The 14,620-nt window shown below is 61.4% G+C and carries 15 protein-coding genes; 11 read left to right on the plus strand and 4 right to left on the minus strand.

All coding sequences use genetic code 11. The annotated features are described in order from the left end of the window. Window positions 1–181: 181 nt before the first annotated feature. The 4 genes from WB650_RS20805 to WB650_RS20820 all read left to right on the plus strand — a co-directional run bounded on the left by WB650_RS20805 (window position 182) and on the right by WB650_RS20820 (window position 4,117). Complete coding sequence (locus WB650_RS20805; RefSeq protein WP_422307383.1) at window positions 182–1,351, plus strand: thiolase family protein; 1,170 nt, start codon at window positions 182–184, stop codon at window positions 1,349–1,351. Between the two features lie 102 nt (window positions 1,352–1,453). After that, entirely contained in the window at window positions 1,454–1,870 is a 417-nt protein-coding gene (locus tag WB650_RS20810; RefSeq protein WP_422307381.1) for a Zn-ribbon domain-containing OB-fold protein, read from the plus strand. A 39-nt stretch (window positions 1,871–1,909) separates the two neighbouring features. Beyond that, window positions 1,910–3,094 carry a PAS domain S-box protein gene (locus WB650_RS20815; protein ID WP_423961889.1) on the plus strand — a complete coding sequence of 395 codons (1,185 nt, stop codon included), beginning with the start codon at window positions 1,910–1,912 and terminating at the stop codon, window positions 3,092–3,094. 213 nt (window positions 3,095–3,307) lie between these two features. Beyond that, complete coding sequence (locus WB650_RS20820) at window positions 3,308–4,117, plus strand: nucleoside phosphorylase (protein ID WP_422302771.1); 810 nt, start codon at window positions 3,308–3,310, stop codon at window positions 4,115–4,117. Between the two features lies 1 nt (window position 4,118). Here WB650_RS20820 and WB650_RS20825 read toward each other — a convergent pair whose 3' ends face one another. Beyond that, window positions 4,119–5,351: a lactonase family protein gene (locus WB650_RS20825; RefSeq protein WP_422302773.1), complete on the minus strand. Its 1,233-nt coding sequence runs from the start codon at window positions 5,349–5,351 to the stop codon at window positions 4,119–4,121. A gap of 177 nt (window positions 5,352–5,528) precedes the next feature. On the opposite strand from WB650_RS20825, the gene WB650_RS20830 reads away from it, so the two are divergent. The 3 genes from WB650_RS20830 to WB650_RS20840 are packed head-to-tail and all read left to right on the plus strand — an operon-like array spanning window position 5,529 to window position 8,047. Further along, window positions 5,529–5,975, plus strand: a complete 447-nt coding sequence (locus tag WB650_RS20830; RefSeq protein WP_422302775.1) for a GNAT family N-acetyltransferase — start codon at window positions 5,529–5,531, stop codon at window positions 5,973–5,975. 33 nt (window positions 5,976–6,008) lie between these two features. Beyond that, window positions 6,009–6,989 carry a cyclase family protein gene (locus tag WB650_RS20835; RefSeq protein ID WP_422292092.1) on the plus strand — a complete coding sequence of 327 codons (981 nt, stop codon included), beginning with the start codon at window positions 6,009–6,011 and terminating at the stop codon, window positions 6,987–6,989. 53 nt (window positions 6,990–7,042) lie between these two features. Beyond that, the gene (locus WB650_RS20840; protein ID WP_423961892.1) at window positions 7,043–8,047 is read left to right on the plus strand and encodes a hypothetical protein; all 1,005 of its coding nucleotides are present in this window, start codon (window positions 7,043–7,045) and stop codon (window positions 8,045–8,047) included. A 205-nt stretch (window positions 8,048–8,252) separates the two neighbouring features. On the opposite strand, the gene WB650_RS20845 is transcribed toward WB650_RS20840, so the two are convergent. The 3 genes from WB650_RS20845 to WB650_RS20855 all read right to left on the minus strand — a co-directional run bounded on the left by WB650_RS20845 (window position 8,253) and on the right by WB650_RS20855 (window position 10,905). Beyond that, window positions 8,253–8,870 carry a pyroglutamyl-peptidase I gene (locus WB650_RS20845; RefSeq protein WP_422303345.1) on the minus strand — a complete coding sequence of 206 codons (618 nt, stop codon included), beginning with the start codon at window positions 8,868–8,870 and terminating at the stop codon, window positions 8,253–8,255. 139 nt (window positions 8,871–9,009) lie between these two features. After that, window positions 9,010–9,825, minus strand: coding sequence for a sulfurtransferase (locus tag WB650_RS20850; protein WP_422303344.1), 816 nt, complete (start codon window positions 9,823–9,825; stop codon window positions 9,010–9,012). 9 nt (window positions 9,826–9,834) lie between these two features. After that, a complete protein-coding gene (locus WB650_RS20855; protein WP_422303343.1) occupies window positions 9,835–10,905 on the minus strand; it encodes a quinone-dependent dihydroorotate dehydrogenase in 1,071 nt (356 codons plus the stop codon). 197 nt (window positions 10,906–11,102) lie between these two features. Here WB650_RS20855 and thyX point away from each other — a divergent pair, with 197 nt between their 5' ends. From thyX to WB650_RS20875, 4 genes are all read left to right on the plus strand, one after another. Continuing rightward, window positions 11,103–11,912, plus strand: coding sequence for an FAD-dependent thymidylate synthase (gene thyX / locus WB650_RS20860; RefSeq protein WP_422306908.1), 810 nt, complete (start codon window positions 11,103–11,105; stop codon window positions 11,910–11,912). A 75-nt stretch (window positions 11,913–11,987) separates the two neighbouring features. Further along, window positions 11,988–12,389, plus strand: coding sequence for a DUF309 domain-containing protein (locus tag WB650_RS20865; protein ID WP_422306906.1), 402 nt, complete (start codon window positions 11,988–11,990; stop codon window positions 12,387–12,389). Between the two features lie 75 nt (window positions 12,390–12,464). Beyond that, window positions 12,465–13,346, plus strand: a complete 882-nt coding sequence (locus tag WB650_RS20870) for an AAA family ATPase (protein ID WP_422306905.1) — start codon at window positions 12,465–12,467, stop codon at window positions 13,344–13,346. Window positions 13,347–13,351: 5 nt separating this feature from the next. Then, window positions 13,352–14,620, plus strand: coding sequence for a VWA domain-containing protein (locus tag WB650_RS20875; protein WP_422306903.1), 1,269 nt, complete (start codon window positions 13,352–13,354; stop codon window positions 14,618–14,620).

Here is a 14,620-nt window from a genome sequence, read left to right on the forward strand (position 1 = left end):
CCCTACGAGTACTCAGGGTAAACTCCGTCCCGCATCTTTTTTTCTTAGCACCGGGTGCAGGGGTCACCCCTGCCGAAGGAAGCGTGAAACCCACCGCGGGTTTCACATCAAATAAAGTGATTTCCCCTTCCCCGCGCCCCGCTGGATGCCATCCGCGGAAAAGCGTAAGAGAGTAAGCGCTATGTCTTTACGAGCTAAATGCGCAATCGCCGGGCTCGGACAAACCCGGATGGGCAAAAACTTCGATCATCCCGGTCCGGTCGGCTTCGCTGCCGAGGCGGTCAATCTCGCGCTCGAGGACGCCGGCCTCCAGCGCTCCGATCTCGACGGCCTGCTCGTCAATCCCGGGATCACCTGGTTCAACAACCCAATGGCGTCGACGACGCTGCAGAACGCGATGGGCATCCACGACTTGCGACTGACCGCGACGATGAACCTTGGCGGCGCGACTGCAGCCGCGATGGTCATGCACGCGGCGCAGGCTATCGACGCCGGCATGGCCGAGGTCGTTGCGTGCGTATTCGCCGACGCTCCTCTGCGTCCGCCGTCGCCGAACAAGGGCGGCGCGTCTGGATCTGCGGCCTCGTACGGTTTCGCGCAAGGTGTCAACGCGCACTACGGACTGTTCGGCGTCAATGCCCAGTATGCGTTCGTCGCGCAGCGCCATATGTACAAGTACGGGACGACCAACGATCATCTCGGCGCCGTCGCCGTGTCCGAGCGCGATTGGGCCAACCTGAATCCCGCCGCACAGTTCCACGACGCTCCGATGACGCTGGCCGATTACCACGCCTCGCGATGGGTGGTTGAGCCATTCCATCTTTACGACTGCTGCCTGGTCTCCAACGGCGGGCTAGCGGTTATCGTGACCTCGGCCGATCGCGCCAAGTCGTTGAAACGCCCACCCGTGTACATATTGGGGATGGGCCAGGGTCATCCCGGCGGCGACCCGCTCGACACTCTCGTCTCCGGCGCGCCGATCGCCAAGGAAACCGCCTTCAAGATGGCGGGGATCAAGCTCGGCGACGTGAACTTCTGCGAGCTCTACGACTGTTATACTTTCACGGTGCTGGTCACGCTCGAGGATTACGGATTCTGCAAAAAAGGCGAGGGCGGTCCGTTCGTCGCGGGCGGCGCAATCGCGCCAGGCGGCGCGCTCCCAGTGAACACCGGCGGCGGCCAGCTCAGCTCCTTCTATATGTGGGGGATGACCCCGGTGGCGGAAGCGATCGTGCAGATGCGGGGCGATGGAGGGCGGCGGCAGGTGCCAAAACACGACGTTGGACTCGTTTCCGGCAATGGCGGTATCCTTGCGACCCATTCTACCCTGGTATTGGGATCGCAGGCATAGCATAAGCCACAAGGCGCGCCTTAGCTATCTTTGGCATGGCACGGTGTGCTTCAATCATTTCAACCGCCGGATCGTCTAACTTATAGATAAGCTCAACTGCGTATGCCTGAAATCAGCAAACCCATTCCCGCAATCACTCCCGACATGCGCGAGTTCTTCGAAGGGGCGCGAGCCGGACGCCTGATGGTCCAAAAGTGCGACAGTTGCGGCACTCTACGATTCCCCGCCCACGACTTGTGCTCGAAGTGCAACTCGACGGCCTCGCGATGGGTTCCCGTGAGCGGCCGCGGCGAAGTGTTTAGCTTTAATATTATGCATCAGCTCTACCATCCGGGCTTCGCAAACGAGGTCCCGTACGCAGTCGTGATGGTCGAGCTCGAAGAGGGATGCAAATTCGTGTCGAACCTGCTCGGCGTCAAGCCGCACGAGATAAAGTGTGGGATGCCGGTTGAGGTGACGTTCGATAAACTAAATGACGAAGTCTCGATGCCCAAGTTCCGGCTGCGAGCCGAGAAATAAACCGTCGCGACTGAACGATAGGATTAACAACAATCAACCATGACCGCGCTCGATAAAAAATATTTCCAGCGGCTCATCGAGAGCTCGCCGGACATCATAATAGCCGTCGATAAAAGCGGCACCGTGAACTATTACAATGACGGCGCACGCACCAGCCTCGGCTACAGCTCCGAAGAAATCATCGGCGAGGGGTGCACCCGCATCTATCCGTCGATCGACGAGGCGCGCCGCGTGATGAAAGCGATGCGCGCGTCGCTCGACAAGGGCCGAATCGCCAGCTTCGAGACCGAGTTCCGCAACAAGGACGGTGAAATTATCCCGGTGATGATCACCGGGACGCTCATCCACGACGACGACGGCAATGAAATCGGATCGATCGGCTTCGCCCGCGACATCCGCCGCATGCGCCACGCGCAGCAGCTCGCGACCGCCGGTGAAATCGCAGTCAGCCTCGCGCACGAGATCAATAACCCGCTCGAATCGATCACCAACAACCTGGAACTGCTCTCGCAAAGCCTGGAGACGCATCTCACCGACGCCGAAAAAGTCATCGAGAACGAACGCCTCGACTCGATTCGCGATTCCATCGAACGCGTGCAGGCTATCGTTCGCCGCCTCGACGAGATGACCCGCAAGGGCGAGTACGAGACCCGCGATTACCTGGCGGGAAAGCGGATGGCCGACCTTGCGCCGCGCGAGGATGGCAAGATTCACGCCCGACCGCATGACGGTCCCCGCCCTGAACAATCGCCGCTCGAGGGGATGTCGGTGCTGGTGCTCGACGACGATACCGCCGTGGTCAATTCGATGGCCGACCTGTTGCGCGCCGAGAAATGTATCGTGTTCTGCGCGACCCGTCCTTCGGCCGCATTTGGAATCCTGCGCAACGTCAAGCTCGACGCGATCATCTCCGACGTCGTGATGCCTGAGATGGACGGCTACGACTTCTACCTTAAGGTCAAGGAAGACATGCCGAAGCTGCCGGTCATCCTGATGACCGCGTACTACTACGACAAGGATCACATCCTGAAGCGATCGCGTCTGCGCGGCCTGGAAGGCGCGCTGTTCAAGAAGCCGGTAAATCCCGGCAAGCTGCGTGCGATGCTCCTGCAGTTGCGCCAGAAAGCCGCCACCGAAAAAGCCGAAGCCAAAGCCGCCGCGCTAGCGGCAAAATCCGCAGCAGCAGCAGCAGAATCGCTCCCAAAGCCAGTCCCGCAATCTTGATTCGATCTCCATCCTGCCCCTACCGCTCTTTTCTTGTGTCATTCAGAGCGCAGCGAAGAATCCCGATCCTTTTCAGTCTCTATCGGATCAGGGAAGGTTGCCGTGTGCTCCAACTCCGGTTGGTGGCACAGGCTTTAGCCTGTGATTTTCTGGCCCATGCAAATCCAGGCTGAAGACCACAGGCTGAAGCCTGTGCCACTGAGAGTCACAAAGATGAAATCTATACGCCGCAAATCATCTGCGCGCATCCCGACGCGTCTCCCGCGACGGCCATTTCCCATCCTCGAATTCGATCCATCACCGACCGCGATCATCGAGCCGCGGCGCGTTTACAAACGGATCGACATTCCCAAACACTGCGTACTCTGTTTCTTTCAGGACGTGATCGACGACCTGGTTCTCAACGGCGGCGCCCGCGAGATCGATCACGACATGAGCGAAGTCGGGCGCCTTCCGATGTACGAAGTTGAGATCGACGGCAAGCGTCTGGCCGTCGTGCATCCGCGGGTGGGCGCCGCAATCGCGGCTGCGATGCTCGATCGAATGATCGCGCGGGGCGCGCGCAAGTTCATCGCATGCGGCGGCGCTGGCGTGCTCGACTCGAAGATCGCCGTCGGCCACGTCATCGTGCCGAACTCAGCGGTTCGTGACGAGGGTACCTCGTATCATTACCTGCCGCCCGGGCGCGAAGTCGCGCCGCATCCGCGAGCCCTGGCCGCGATCGAAAGAACCCTGAAGCGAAACGGCGTCGATTATATTGTCGCCAAAACCTGGACGACCGACGGGTTGTTCCGCGAGACGCGCGCCCGGATGCTCGCGCGCAGGCGGGAAGGATGCCTCACAGTCGAGATGGAAGCGGCGGCTTTTTTCGCCGTCGCGCAGTTCCGCCGCGTCCAATTCGGACAGATTCTTTACGGCGGCGACGATCTAGGCGGCGAGGCCTGGGACCATCGCAACTGGAACCGCCATCAGGTCCGCGAACTCCTGTTCACGCTCGCCGCCGAAGCCTGCCTCAGCATGTGACTCATTGCGCGAGCGCCATCCCAAACGGACCGCTGTTGGCATTAGACGGACTCTCGGTCGCGACGTTGCCGACGAAACACGGAGGACCGGGCGCCGTGGAACAGGTGGGGCTCAGCGAGAATTGGCTTACCGTTCCTGCGTTCTGGTTGGTCGTGTAAAGAAACGCGTTCTGCGGATCGACCACCAACCCGGTCGGCGCACTCAAGTTGCCGGTTCCGAACGCGACCGGCGAGGACGGAAAGCCGGGAACCGTGAGCAGGAACGACCACATCGACGAACTGGCCTGATTTGCAGTGTATATGAAATTGCCCGAGCTGAGGGTGGCGTACCCGACTCCGATCGGAACGTTGCCCGTCGTCGTTGACGGTACAATCGAACCGAACGCCAAGGCACCCGAGGTGGTTTGAATTACCGACAGGACTCCAGCAGTGAGATCGGTAACGTAGATAAACGTGCCGGCTGGATCGATCGCGATGAAGCCCGGGGTGCCGCCCGCCGATCCGAGATCGAAGACCGGCGATCCGATCTGGCTGAGCGCGCCGCTGGATCCGATCGAGTACGAATAGACCAATCCCGCGCCATTGTCCGCCACGTAGACAAATGAGCCACTTGAATCCGCCGCGATTCCGAATGGTTTCACGAGTCCCGTCACCTTGGTGGTGACCTGCGTGAGCTGACCCGTGCTGGTATTGATCGAATAGGGCGTAACGGTTCCTTTTGTTGCGCCCGTCACCCACAGGAACGACCCCGCGGGATTGATCGCGATCTCGTCGGGCCCCGACCCGCTCCCATTGCTGACCGATGCCGGCGACAGCGGCGTCAGCGTGCCGTCGGTCTGATTTACCGAGAACTCGTAGATATTGTCGTCAGAGTTATTCGCGACGTAGAGGAAGCTGCCGCTCGGCGCCGCGACCACGCCTTTCGGGCCCTTTTTCGCGCCTGCCGTCACCTGCCCCGTCCGCTTCAGCACGCCCGTCGTAGTGTTGCGGGTGAACGACGACACCTTGCCGTCGTTGAAATTCGTCACGAATGCGAGCGCGCCGGTGCCGCCGGTCGGAGTCGCAGTCGGTGTATTGGAGCCGTCGCCATTATCCTGCGGCAGCAGTCCATTGTTGTTAGTGCACGACACCGTATGGAGCATCGCCGCCATGATCACGACAGCGGGAATCAGCCGGATAATGTTCTTGAGCGCGTTTCGGCCCGAAAAAGACCGTCTGATTCCTTGCGTACGCATTCGATCCCCCTTCCGGCCGTTCCGGTCCCGAGAAGACAAACGAGTGTCCTGAGTATCACAAATGGTACGCCGCATCGACCCGAAAGGTTTCGCCCGGCGCTCGATTCTACGTCACGATAAAGTTCCGGCCCCGCCGCTTCTTGACAGCGCACCATCTTCGGACGGAAACCGAGACTGATGGCTATCTCCTTCCGCCGCGCGAATGCCGCCGACGCGTCCGAAGTCGCGACGGTGTATATCGCCTCGCGACGCGGCGCTGCCGCATATCTGCCGACCGTCGGCACTGACGAGGAGATTCGCGCCTTCGTGATCCATCAGATGGTGCCGGAGCGCGAGACCTGGGTCGCCGAGGACGACGGCCGGATGGTCGCGGTGCTGACGCTCCATGGCGACGAGGTCGATCAATTTTACGTGGCGCCCGGCGAACAGCGCCGTGGCGTCGGCGACGCGATGCTAGCGCATGCCAAGCGGCTTCGCCCCGGTGGTCTTCAGCTGTGGGCGTTCCAGCGTAACGCACCCGCGCGCCGCTTTTACGAAGCGCGCGGCTTCATCGCAAAGAAATTTACCGACGGCGCGACTAACATGGAGCGCGAAGCCGACGTGCTTTACGAGTGGACGCCGTGAACTTCAACAACTTTCCGCCAAGGAGCTGATGCGATGCCGACCAAAATCGATCTCAACAAAGTTCCCCGCTTCGCCGAACTCCCAATCAAGCCCGACAAGCCCAAAGAATCGTCGTGGGGCGTGTTCGGCGACGACGACGAACTCGGATGCCTGAATTTCCTGACGCCGCAAGGCATCGTCGACGCGGCGCGCCTGGTGCGCAAGGGCTCCGTCTTCCGGCTCGATACGAAAATAAATTACGCCAACCCGCCGCTGTTCGCCCGGCGTCCCGCCAAGCATAACATCATGAGCTTCGAGAGCTTCGGCCTGCTCGGTTTCGACGATTCGCTCGACAGCTACAACACCCAGGAGGGCAGCCAGTGGGACGGCCTCGCGCACGTCGGTAGCCCCCGCTACAAGGCGTTTTACAACGGCGTGAAATCCAGCGAGATCAAGGACGGCCCGACCGGCCGCCTGAGCATCCACAAATGGGCAAATAAATTTGTCGGCCGTGCTGTACTGCTCGACGCGTTCCGCTATCGCATCTCGCATGGCCGCACGATCGATCCGCTCAAGTCGGAAAAGTACAGCCTCGACGATCTGAAGGAGACCGCCGTCGCCGATGGCGTCGAGTTGAAGCCGGGCACGATCCTGCTGATTCGCACCGGATGGATGCAGGCGTACCTCGCTGCGTCGCCCGAGGACAAAGCCGCGATGGCGCCGCTCGAAGGACTGAAAGCCTGCGGCATCGAGGACAGCAGCGCGATGGTCGAATGGTTCTGGGATCATCGCGTCGCCGCCGTCGGCACCGATTGTCCCGCGGTCGAGCCGTGGCCCTGGGATTTCAAGAACGAAGGCGCGCTGCACTATCGAACGCTGTGCCTCTTAGGTCTGCCAATCGGCGAGCAGTTCAACCTCGAGGAGCTGGCGGCAGACTGCGCCGCCGACAAGCGCTACGAATTCATGCTGGTCTCAGTCCCAATGAACCTGGAAGGCGGCATCGCATCACCCCCCAACGCAGTGGCGATCAAATAAAGAGGCCGCGCACGGCAGGAGATCAGCGGAGATCATATGTGGAGAGAGAGTACATGAGCGCTGCCAGTTCCAAGTGTCCAATCTGCGGCCTTGATCCGCCACTTGTGACGGTATCGCCTCGAACAAATCAAGACGTCGATGACGTCCAGTGCAGACGCTGTGGGACTTTTGTGGTCTGTCCAGGACATATCTCCCTGGACTGGAATCGAGGCCGCGCACCGAACTTCCTTCGTGACAAGGGTGTCGCCGAGTACGATGTAGCTCGCGCCAACCAGCTCTTGCGCGCATACTTGTCGATTTATTTTCGCGAATGTACCGAGAAAGGAGCGATTCCAGAGCTACTGAACGTCGTAGACGCTCCCCAGCTTGAGCGGCTTGCGGAGACCTACGCGTACACAGCGATCTCGGCGAAGCCAGAAAAGGTTCTACGACTCCTTGAACAAAGAACGGACTATCCCGGAAAGCCCGCACAATTCAACGCAGTCCTCGACTACCCCGCGGCCCATGCAATAGACGCCGGCGAGTTCGCTTACTACATACACGGACTCGCGCAGGCCGAATATATCCAGACGTCTGACCTGCGGCTGCTAGGGCCTGGCAGCAACTACGGAATGGAGCTCCAGGCAACGATCACGCTATCCGGTTGGACACACCTCGCGTCAGAAGGAAGGAGATCCAAACGCGCGTTTGTCGCCATGGCCTTCGCTCCCGATCTGGACTCTGCTTTCCATGATGGGATCGAGCCAGCGATCCGAGATTCAAACTACGAGCCGGTCCGCGTCGACAGGTTAGAGCACAACGAGAAGATTTGTGATCGTATCGTCGCTGAGATCCTTCGTTCGCGCTTCATTATTGCCGACGTGACGTTGCAACGACAGGGCGTATATTACGAGGCCGGATTCGCTGCGGGTCTGGGCATTCCGGTCATTTGGTCCTGCCGAAAGAACGACCTCAGCAACGTTCATTTCGACACTCGCCAATACAACCACATCGTCTGGGAGACGGTCGCCGAGCTTCGCGCAAGACTGCACGACCGGATCTCCGCCACTATAAGGTGATCGCGGTCGCCATCGAGAAAGGGACAAGCGAAAAATTCGGGATTCTTCGGTTCGCGCAGAATGACGCAGGGAAAAGAACCTGAGAGCGAAATGGCGTCCTCGCCATTTCGCGATTTCTTCCCAATGGGTGCAGGGGTCACCCCTGCCCGAAGGAAGTGTGAAACCCATCGCGGGTTTCACATTTGATTAAGTGATTTACCCTTCCCTACTTCGCGGCGCGCGCAGTCTCGACGATCGCGATGCGTACCGCGTTCTCCATCATCGTAAGCGCCATGCTGGGCAAACTGCGATGACGTCCCGCCTGGCGCGCGTCGTATGGCAGATGGATGAATCCCACCGGGACGCCCGGCTTGCGCCGCAGTTGATGCAGCGCGGCATACATCAGCGCGTTGCACGCGTACGCACCGGCGGTCAGCGACACGCTCGCGGGGATGTCCTTGCGATCGAGCTCGCGGATAATCGCGGCCAGCGGCAATCGCGAGAAGTACGCGTCGGGACCGCCGCGAACGACGGGCGTGAATCCCGGGTCGCCGCGCGCCGCCAGCGCGCCGCGCTCGTCCGCAAGATTGATCGCGATTCTCTCCAATGAGACCGCAGGCCGGCCGCCCGCTTCGCCGAGTCCGATCACGGCGCGCGGCCGGTAGCGCACGATTGCGCCGATAATTCGCCGCGCCGCCTTCGCGCATCCAACCGGCACGCGCACCGATTTTATCTGCAACCCGCCGATCACATCGCCATCGAACCCGCGCGCGACTTCCCACGACGGATTGATCCGCTCGCCGCGAAACGGCTCAAACCCGGTAAGAATCAAAATCGGCGGCATCGACCAACTTTCTTCCGACGATTGTTCCCCCGCGCTTCTTCCCCTCTCCCAAATTGGGAGAGGATCGAAGGTGAGGGTCCTTGTTTACCGCGCGAGTTCTTTCGCGCGCGATTCAAGGTTCTGCATCTGCATTGGTCGCTCACTTGCGACGTGGATGCTCTCTCGGCAAATCGTCGCGATTGCCCCATTCCGCCCACGACCCGAGATAGTGCCTCACCCGCGGATAGCCCGCGATTTTCAGCGCGAGATACGCGTGCGCGGCGCGATATCCGCCCTGGCAGTACGGTATTATCTCATTGTCAGGATCGAGACCGAGCGCTTCGAACTGCGCGCGCAGCTCGGCCGGCGATTTCACAGTTCCATCGGGGGCAAGCGCGGCCGTCCAGTCCTGATGGTACGATCCAGGAATCGCGCCGCCGTGTTTCGCGCGAACCCGCTCGCTGAAGTATTCCGCATCGCTGCGAACGTCGAAGATCTGCACGTCGCGACGGCCAAGTTGCTCGAGCAGATACGGATACGTAGCGAGAATCTCCGCGCGCTGGTTGAGATGGAAATCCGACGGCGCGAACTTCTCGACGTTCGTGACCAACTTCTCGCCCGCCGCCGCCTTGAGCCCGCCGTCGAGCATTCTTGCCTTTGGATGCCCCGCGTATTCGAGCGCCCACTGCCCGCGCGCCGCGCGCATTCCGGATTCGCTCTCATAAAACACGACGGTCTCGCGGCCGGTGATTCCCAGCGCCGAAAATATCCACTGGAGCTGCGCGTCGAACTCCGCGACGCCGCGCGCGGAGGTATCCGTATGATGAAACGGAAACGTATCGAAATGTCGCGCGCCACTAAGATGCCCGGCGTGAAAATCCTTGGCCGGCCGCGTGTCGATGAGGATCACGTCGGTTTCGTTGTCGTCACGATGCTCCCGGAGCCATCGCGCATTCACATTTTTTTCAGAAACCATTATCTCGACCTACCTGTCGATCCCGACCGCATCGCCAATAGAGCGAAATCCGTCGCGACGTAGCAAGTCCGCCAGCCCCGCTTTGATTCTCTCCACTACGGCCGGGCCCTCATAGATGAGCGCGGTGTAGAGCTCGACCAGCGACGCGCCGGCGCGGATGTGCAGCCACGCATCCTCGGCCGTGCTGACGCCGCCGACCCCGATGATCGGGATTTTTCCGCGGGTGTGCGTATGAATATCGCGGATCAACTCGCGCGCGCGAATCGTCAGCGGTCTGCCGCTGAGTCCGCCCGGATGCGGCGACGAGACGCCCAGCGCCTCGCGCGCGACCGAAGTGTTGCACGCGACGATTCCGTCCACGCCCAACTCGAGCGCGCTCTCGCAGATTCGAAACAACTCGTTGCGTTCCAGGTCGGGCGAGAGCTTGATCAGCACCGGCCGCGGCGACTCACCGGCGTTCCCCAGCATGGCCGCGAATAGCTCGCTCATCTTTTCCGGCGATTGCCAACTGCGCAGCCCGGGCGTATTCGGCGAGCTCACGTTGATCACGATGAAATCAGCCAGCGGCCCCAGCCCCTCCATCAGGGTCGCGTAGTCGGCGGCGATCGCCTCGGGCGCGGTGTTGCTGTTCGGGCCGAAGTTGAGCCCCAGCCGAATCGCCATCCCGGCCTTGCGCATCCGCTCGATTCGCGGCGCGACCGCCTCCATCCCTTCGCTGGGAAATCCGAGCCGGTTAATCAACGCGCGTCGTTCGGGAATTCGCCATAAGCGCGGCACGTCGTTTCCCTCCTGCGGCAGCGGCGTAATCGTTCCCAGCTCCGCAAAGCCGAAGCCGATCGTCTCCCATCCGCGAATCGCGACGGCGTCCTTGTCCATCCCGGCCGCGAGCCCAATCGGATTTGCAAACTCCGTCCCCCACAGTTTGATTCCGAGCTCGGGCCGGTCGCGCGGCGGCGTAAAGGGCGGCAGCAGCGAGAACATCCGCAACGTCAGGCGATGCGCGTACTCGGCGTCGAGACCAAACAGGTATCGCTTGAGAAAGTTCTGATAGACAGAGTCGATTGCGGACACAGCGCGCATGGCAGCTCCCCTGAACCCCGAAACCGCAATCTTGCAATGCCGCGCGGCTGGCGCAATGGAAACGCATGGTGTGGATTAAGGAGATGCGCCCCTGATGCAGTCGCACCGCGGCTTCGAATAAGATGATAGATGCTGGCGGCGGCGAGCGTCCGGCAATTGGCGGGAGGGGTCAGGAACGCGTGGAAAATCAGGCGAAAATGCAAGTCAAGTTGATCGACTACGCGCAACAGCCGCTGGAAAAACTCTACGCGGCGTTCCGCACCTGCTATTCCTCCGACACTCCGATCGAAGTCTGGGAAAAAATTAAATCCGAAAAAATCACTCACGAAAAAATTCGCGAGTTCATCACCGATCGCCTCAAGACCGGCCACGCTTCCCCCCTCGAGCAAATCGTTTTCTGGTTCGGCATCGCCAACGTCTCACGCTCGCTCTCGCATCAGTTCGTGCGCCATCGGATCGGCATCAGCTTCGAGCAACAGAGCCAGCGCTACGTGAAATTCAAGCAGGACAAGCTCGCATTCGTGCTGCCGGATTCATGGTCACGTGCCGGGCTCGAGGACGAATTCTCCGACCTGCTCTCGAAGACGTCCGAGCTCTACGCCAAGGCCCTGAAAGCCGGGATCCCGGCCGAGGACGCGCGCTTCGTGCTGCCCAACGCCGCGCCGACCAATTTTCACGTGATGGTGAATTTCGCCGAGATGCTGCACATCTGCGACCTGCGCCTGTGCGTGCGCGCGCAATGGGAAATCCGCCGGATGGTCGCGATGATGCGCGCGGAAATCAAGCACGTGCTGCCCGAAATCGCGGTCTTTCTCCAGCCCAAGTGCGGCGAAAATCGCATGGGCTACTGCGACGAGTCACTCGACGAATACCAGAAGTGTCCGCTCAGCAAGGTGCGCCCGCACAAGTCCGCCCTGTTCGATCTCTACGAGCGCTACGGCACCCGCAAAGCACAGGCCCTGAGCGAGGCCGAGTACCGCGCAGTCGAGGAAAAAGAGCAGTTGTAGTTCCTTGTCTCATTCTTGAGCGAAGCGAAGAATCCCGGATCTTTTTCAGTTTCAGGTTCCAGGTTTCCGTGAGCCGTGAAAAACGATTCCCCATCTGCATCGATCGACGACGCGATCGCCGCATTCAATCGCGGCGCGTATTTCGAAGCCGCCGAGATGTTCGAGACCGCCTCGCACAGCGCCAGTGATGATCTCAAAGGTCTAATCGTCGCCTTCAATCAGATCGCAGCCGCCTTCCATTTGCGTTTCGAACGCGGCGGGCGTCAGGCCTCGATCAACCTGATGTCGCAGGCGATGATCGCGCTCGACGACATGAAGCCTGCGCGCGCTGGCATCGACCTCGATCGGCTATGCACCGAGCTCGCCGCCTACACCGAAGAGGTGCGCGCAACTCCGCGCGACGAGCGCGACGGCCTGAAACATCGCGCCCGAATCTTCCTCGAACGCCGCCGCGCCCCAAAAATCAACCGCCGCTGATCCTGAGCGACATTTTGCGGCGCGGATGCCTGTTGCGCCGCAAATCAGATCGTTTTGCGATACAATCGCGGCGCCATGAACCTCACCCACGAGCAGATCTCCGACGGCCTCAAGCGCGCACTCTACGTCACCAACGAGCGCGTCGAGACCGCAATCTTTCTCGCGCTCGCGCTCGAAAAGCCCCTGCTGATAGAAGGTCCCGCCGGCGCCGGCAAGACCGAGGTCGCCAAGGTGCTCGCGGAAATTCTCCACACCGAGCTCATCCGCCTGCAATGTTACGAAGGTCTCGACGAGGCGCGCGCGCTCTACGAATGGAACTATCAGAAACAGCTTCTGCGGATGCAGGCCGACGAGCAGCAGGGCCTGCGATGGGAGGAGCTGAGCGAGCACATTTTCTCGCGCGATTTTCTACTCGAGCGCCCGCTGCTCAGGGCGATCACCTCGCCACGCCGCGTCGTCCTGCTGATCGACGAGGTCGACAAAGCCGATGAGGAGTTCGAGGCGTTTCTGCTCGAACTGCTTTCCGACTTCCAGGTGAGCGTTCCCGAACTGGGAACCTTGAAAGCGCACGAACGCCCCGCCGTGATTCTGACCTCGAATCGCGCGCGCGAACTGTCGGAGGCGCTGCGCCGCCGATGCCTGCATCTGTTCATCGACTTTCCCGGAACCGAGCAGGAGCGAAAAATTATCGAACTCAAGGTGCCCGAACTCGACGCGAAGCTGGCGGCCGAGGCCGCCCGTTTTGTCGGCGCAATTCGCAAGCTCGGACTGCGCAAGCCGCCGTCGATCGCCGAGACTCTCGACTGGGCGCGCGCTCTCGTACGCCTCGGCGTTCGCGAACTGGACACCGACGCCGTGCGCACCGCGCTCGGCGTCCTGCTCAAGCACGAAGACGACCGCGCCAAGGTCGAATCGAAAGCCTCGACCCTCGCCCCGCGCCGTAAATCCGCGACGTAGTAAAAATGCCTCGCCTGCGCGATCAGCTCGTCAGTTTCATCGCGGCCCTGCGGGATGCCGGCGTTAGAATCTCGGTCGCGGAATCGATCGATGCGATGAATGCGGTTGCGGCCGTCGGGCTCGAGCGCTCGATGATGCATGAGGCGCTGGCGGCCTCACTAATCAAGGACGAAGCCGACCGCGCCGTTTTCGACGACGCGTTCAATCGTTTTTTCGCCGCGCCACAAGCGGATCGCGGAGAGCATCCCGATCAACGCGGCGACCAGGTCTCCGCTGCCGCCGGCCGCGGCCGTCCCGGCGAGCATCCGACGCCGCGCGACGATCCACCCCCGCGAAAGGCCGAGCAGGCGCGCGAGGGCGCGCGAGCGAACGATCGCGATGAGAAATCCTCGCGGTCGGAAGCGAAACCATCAAAGAAAACTGCGACGGTGCATCGCGATAACGCCGAAGGCAAAGATACGGATCGCAATTCAGAGGCGATGCGCGGCCGCGAAGAGCAGGGCATCGCGGATTCGCGCGAGGAATCTCCCACGCCCGGTATCGACGCCGCACGCGTTGCGCGCCTCCGCGCGATCGAGCGGATGCCCTTCGACAATTTCTCCGACCTTGACTACGACGAAGCGCGCGACGCCCTCGCGCCCCTGATTCGCCGCTTCCGGATTCGCCTCGGACGCCGGCTGCGGCTTGCGAAGACCGGCAGAATCGATTTCCGGCGCACGATTCGCGCCGCGATGCAGCGCGGCGGCGCATTGATCGATCTCAACTTCCGCGCGCGCCGTCCGCGTCACGTCGATCTCGTAATCCTCGCCGACATCTCGGGTTCCGTCCGCTACGCCGCGCAGTTGATGCTCGAACTCATGGCCGGCGCGCGCGGATGCTTCCGCCGCGTCAGCAGTTTCGTCTACGTCGACCATCTCGCGGAAGCAGATTTCGAGCAGGGCCATTTGGTAATGACCCCAGCGCTCGATATGTACGCGCGCTCGGACTTCGGCCGCGTCCTCGGCGAGCTATGGGAGCGCCGATCGGGCCTGCTCACCCGCAGTACGATCGTCGTGATCATGGGCGACGGCCGCAACAACCGCCTCCCCGCACGCGCCGACGTAATCCGCGAAATCGCGCGCACCTGCCGCGCCGTCATCTGGCTGAACCCCGAAGATCCCGCGCGCTGGGGCACCGGCGACAGCGCCATCAAACAGTACGCCCGCGAAGTGAAGATGCTGGTGCCGTCGCGAAACCTCCGCGAGCTGCAAGTAGCCCTGGCCGCAATCGCCTAG

The organism is Binatus sp. (SeqCode), from assembly GCF_049584895.1.
In the GTDB taxonomy this organism is placed as follows: domain Bacteria; phylum Desulfobacterota; class Binatia; order Binatales; family Binataceae; genus Binatus.

What these genes read in the sequence shown, in the direction of transcription:
- WB650_RS20805 (WP_422307383.1), top strand. Translation starts at nt 182, where the DNA reads ATGTCTTTACGAGCTAAATGCGCAATCGCCGGGCTCGGACAAACCCGG.
- WB650_RS20810 (WP_422307381.1), top strand. Translation starts at nt 1,454, where the DNA reads ATGCCTGAAATCAGCAAACCCATTCCCGCAATCACTCCCGACATGCGC.
- WB650_RS20815 (WP_423961889.1), top strand. Translation starts at nt 1,910, where the DNA reads ATGACCGCGCTCGATAAAAAATATTTCCAGCGGCTCATCGAGAGCTCG.
- WB650_RS20820 (WP_422302771.1), top strand. Translation starts at nt 3,308, where the DNA reads ATGAAATCTATACGCCGCAAATCATCTGCGCGCATCCCGACGCGTCTC.
- WB650_RS20825 (WP_422302773.1), bottom strand. Translation starts at nt 5,351, where the DNA reads ATGCGTACGCAAGGAATCAGACGGTCTTTTTCGGGCCGAAACGCGCTC.
- WB650_RS20830 (WP_422302775.1), top strand. Translation starts at nt 5,529, where the DNA reads ATGGCTATCTCCTTCCGCCGCGCGAATGCCGCCGACGCGTCCGAAGTC.
- WB650_RS20835 (WP_422292092.1), top strand. Translation starts at nt 6,009, where the DNA reads ATGCCGACCAAAATCGATCTCAACAAAGTTCCCCGCTTCGCCGAACTC.
- WB650_RS20840 (WP_423961892.1), top strand. Translation starts at nt 7,043, where the DNA reads ATGAGCGCTGCCAGTTCCAAGTGTCCAATCTGCGGCCTTGATCCGCCA.
- WB650_RS20845 (WP_422303345.1), bottom strand. Translation starts at nt 8,870, where the DNA reads ATGCCGCCGATTTTGATTCTTACCGGGTTTGAGCCGTTTCGCGGCGAG.
- WB650_RS20850 (WP_422303344.1), bottom strand. Translation starts at nt 9,825, where the DNA reads ATGGTTTCTGAAAAAAATGTGAATGCGCGATGGCTCCGGGAGCATCGT.
- WB650_RS20855 (WP_422303343.1), bottom strand. Translation starts at nt 10,905, where the DNA reads ATGCGCGCTGTGTCCGCAATCGACTCTGTCTATCAGAACTTTCTCAAG.
- thyX (WP_422306908.1), top strand. Translation starts at nt 11,103, where the DNA reads ATGCAAGTCAAGTTGATCGACTACGCGCAACAGCCGCTGGAAAAACTC.
- WB650_RS20870 (WP_422306905.1), top strand. Translation starts at nt 12,465, where the DNA reads ATGAACCTCACCCACGAGCAGATCTCCGACGGCCTCAAGCGCGCACTC.
- WB650_RS20875 (WP_422306903.1), top strand. Translation starts at nt 13,352, where the DNA reads ATGCCTCGCCTGCGCGATCAGCTCGTCAGTTTCATCGCGGCCCTGCGG.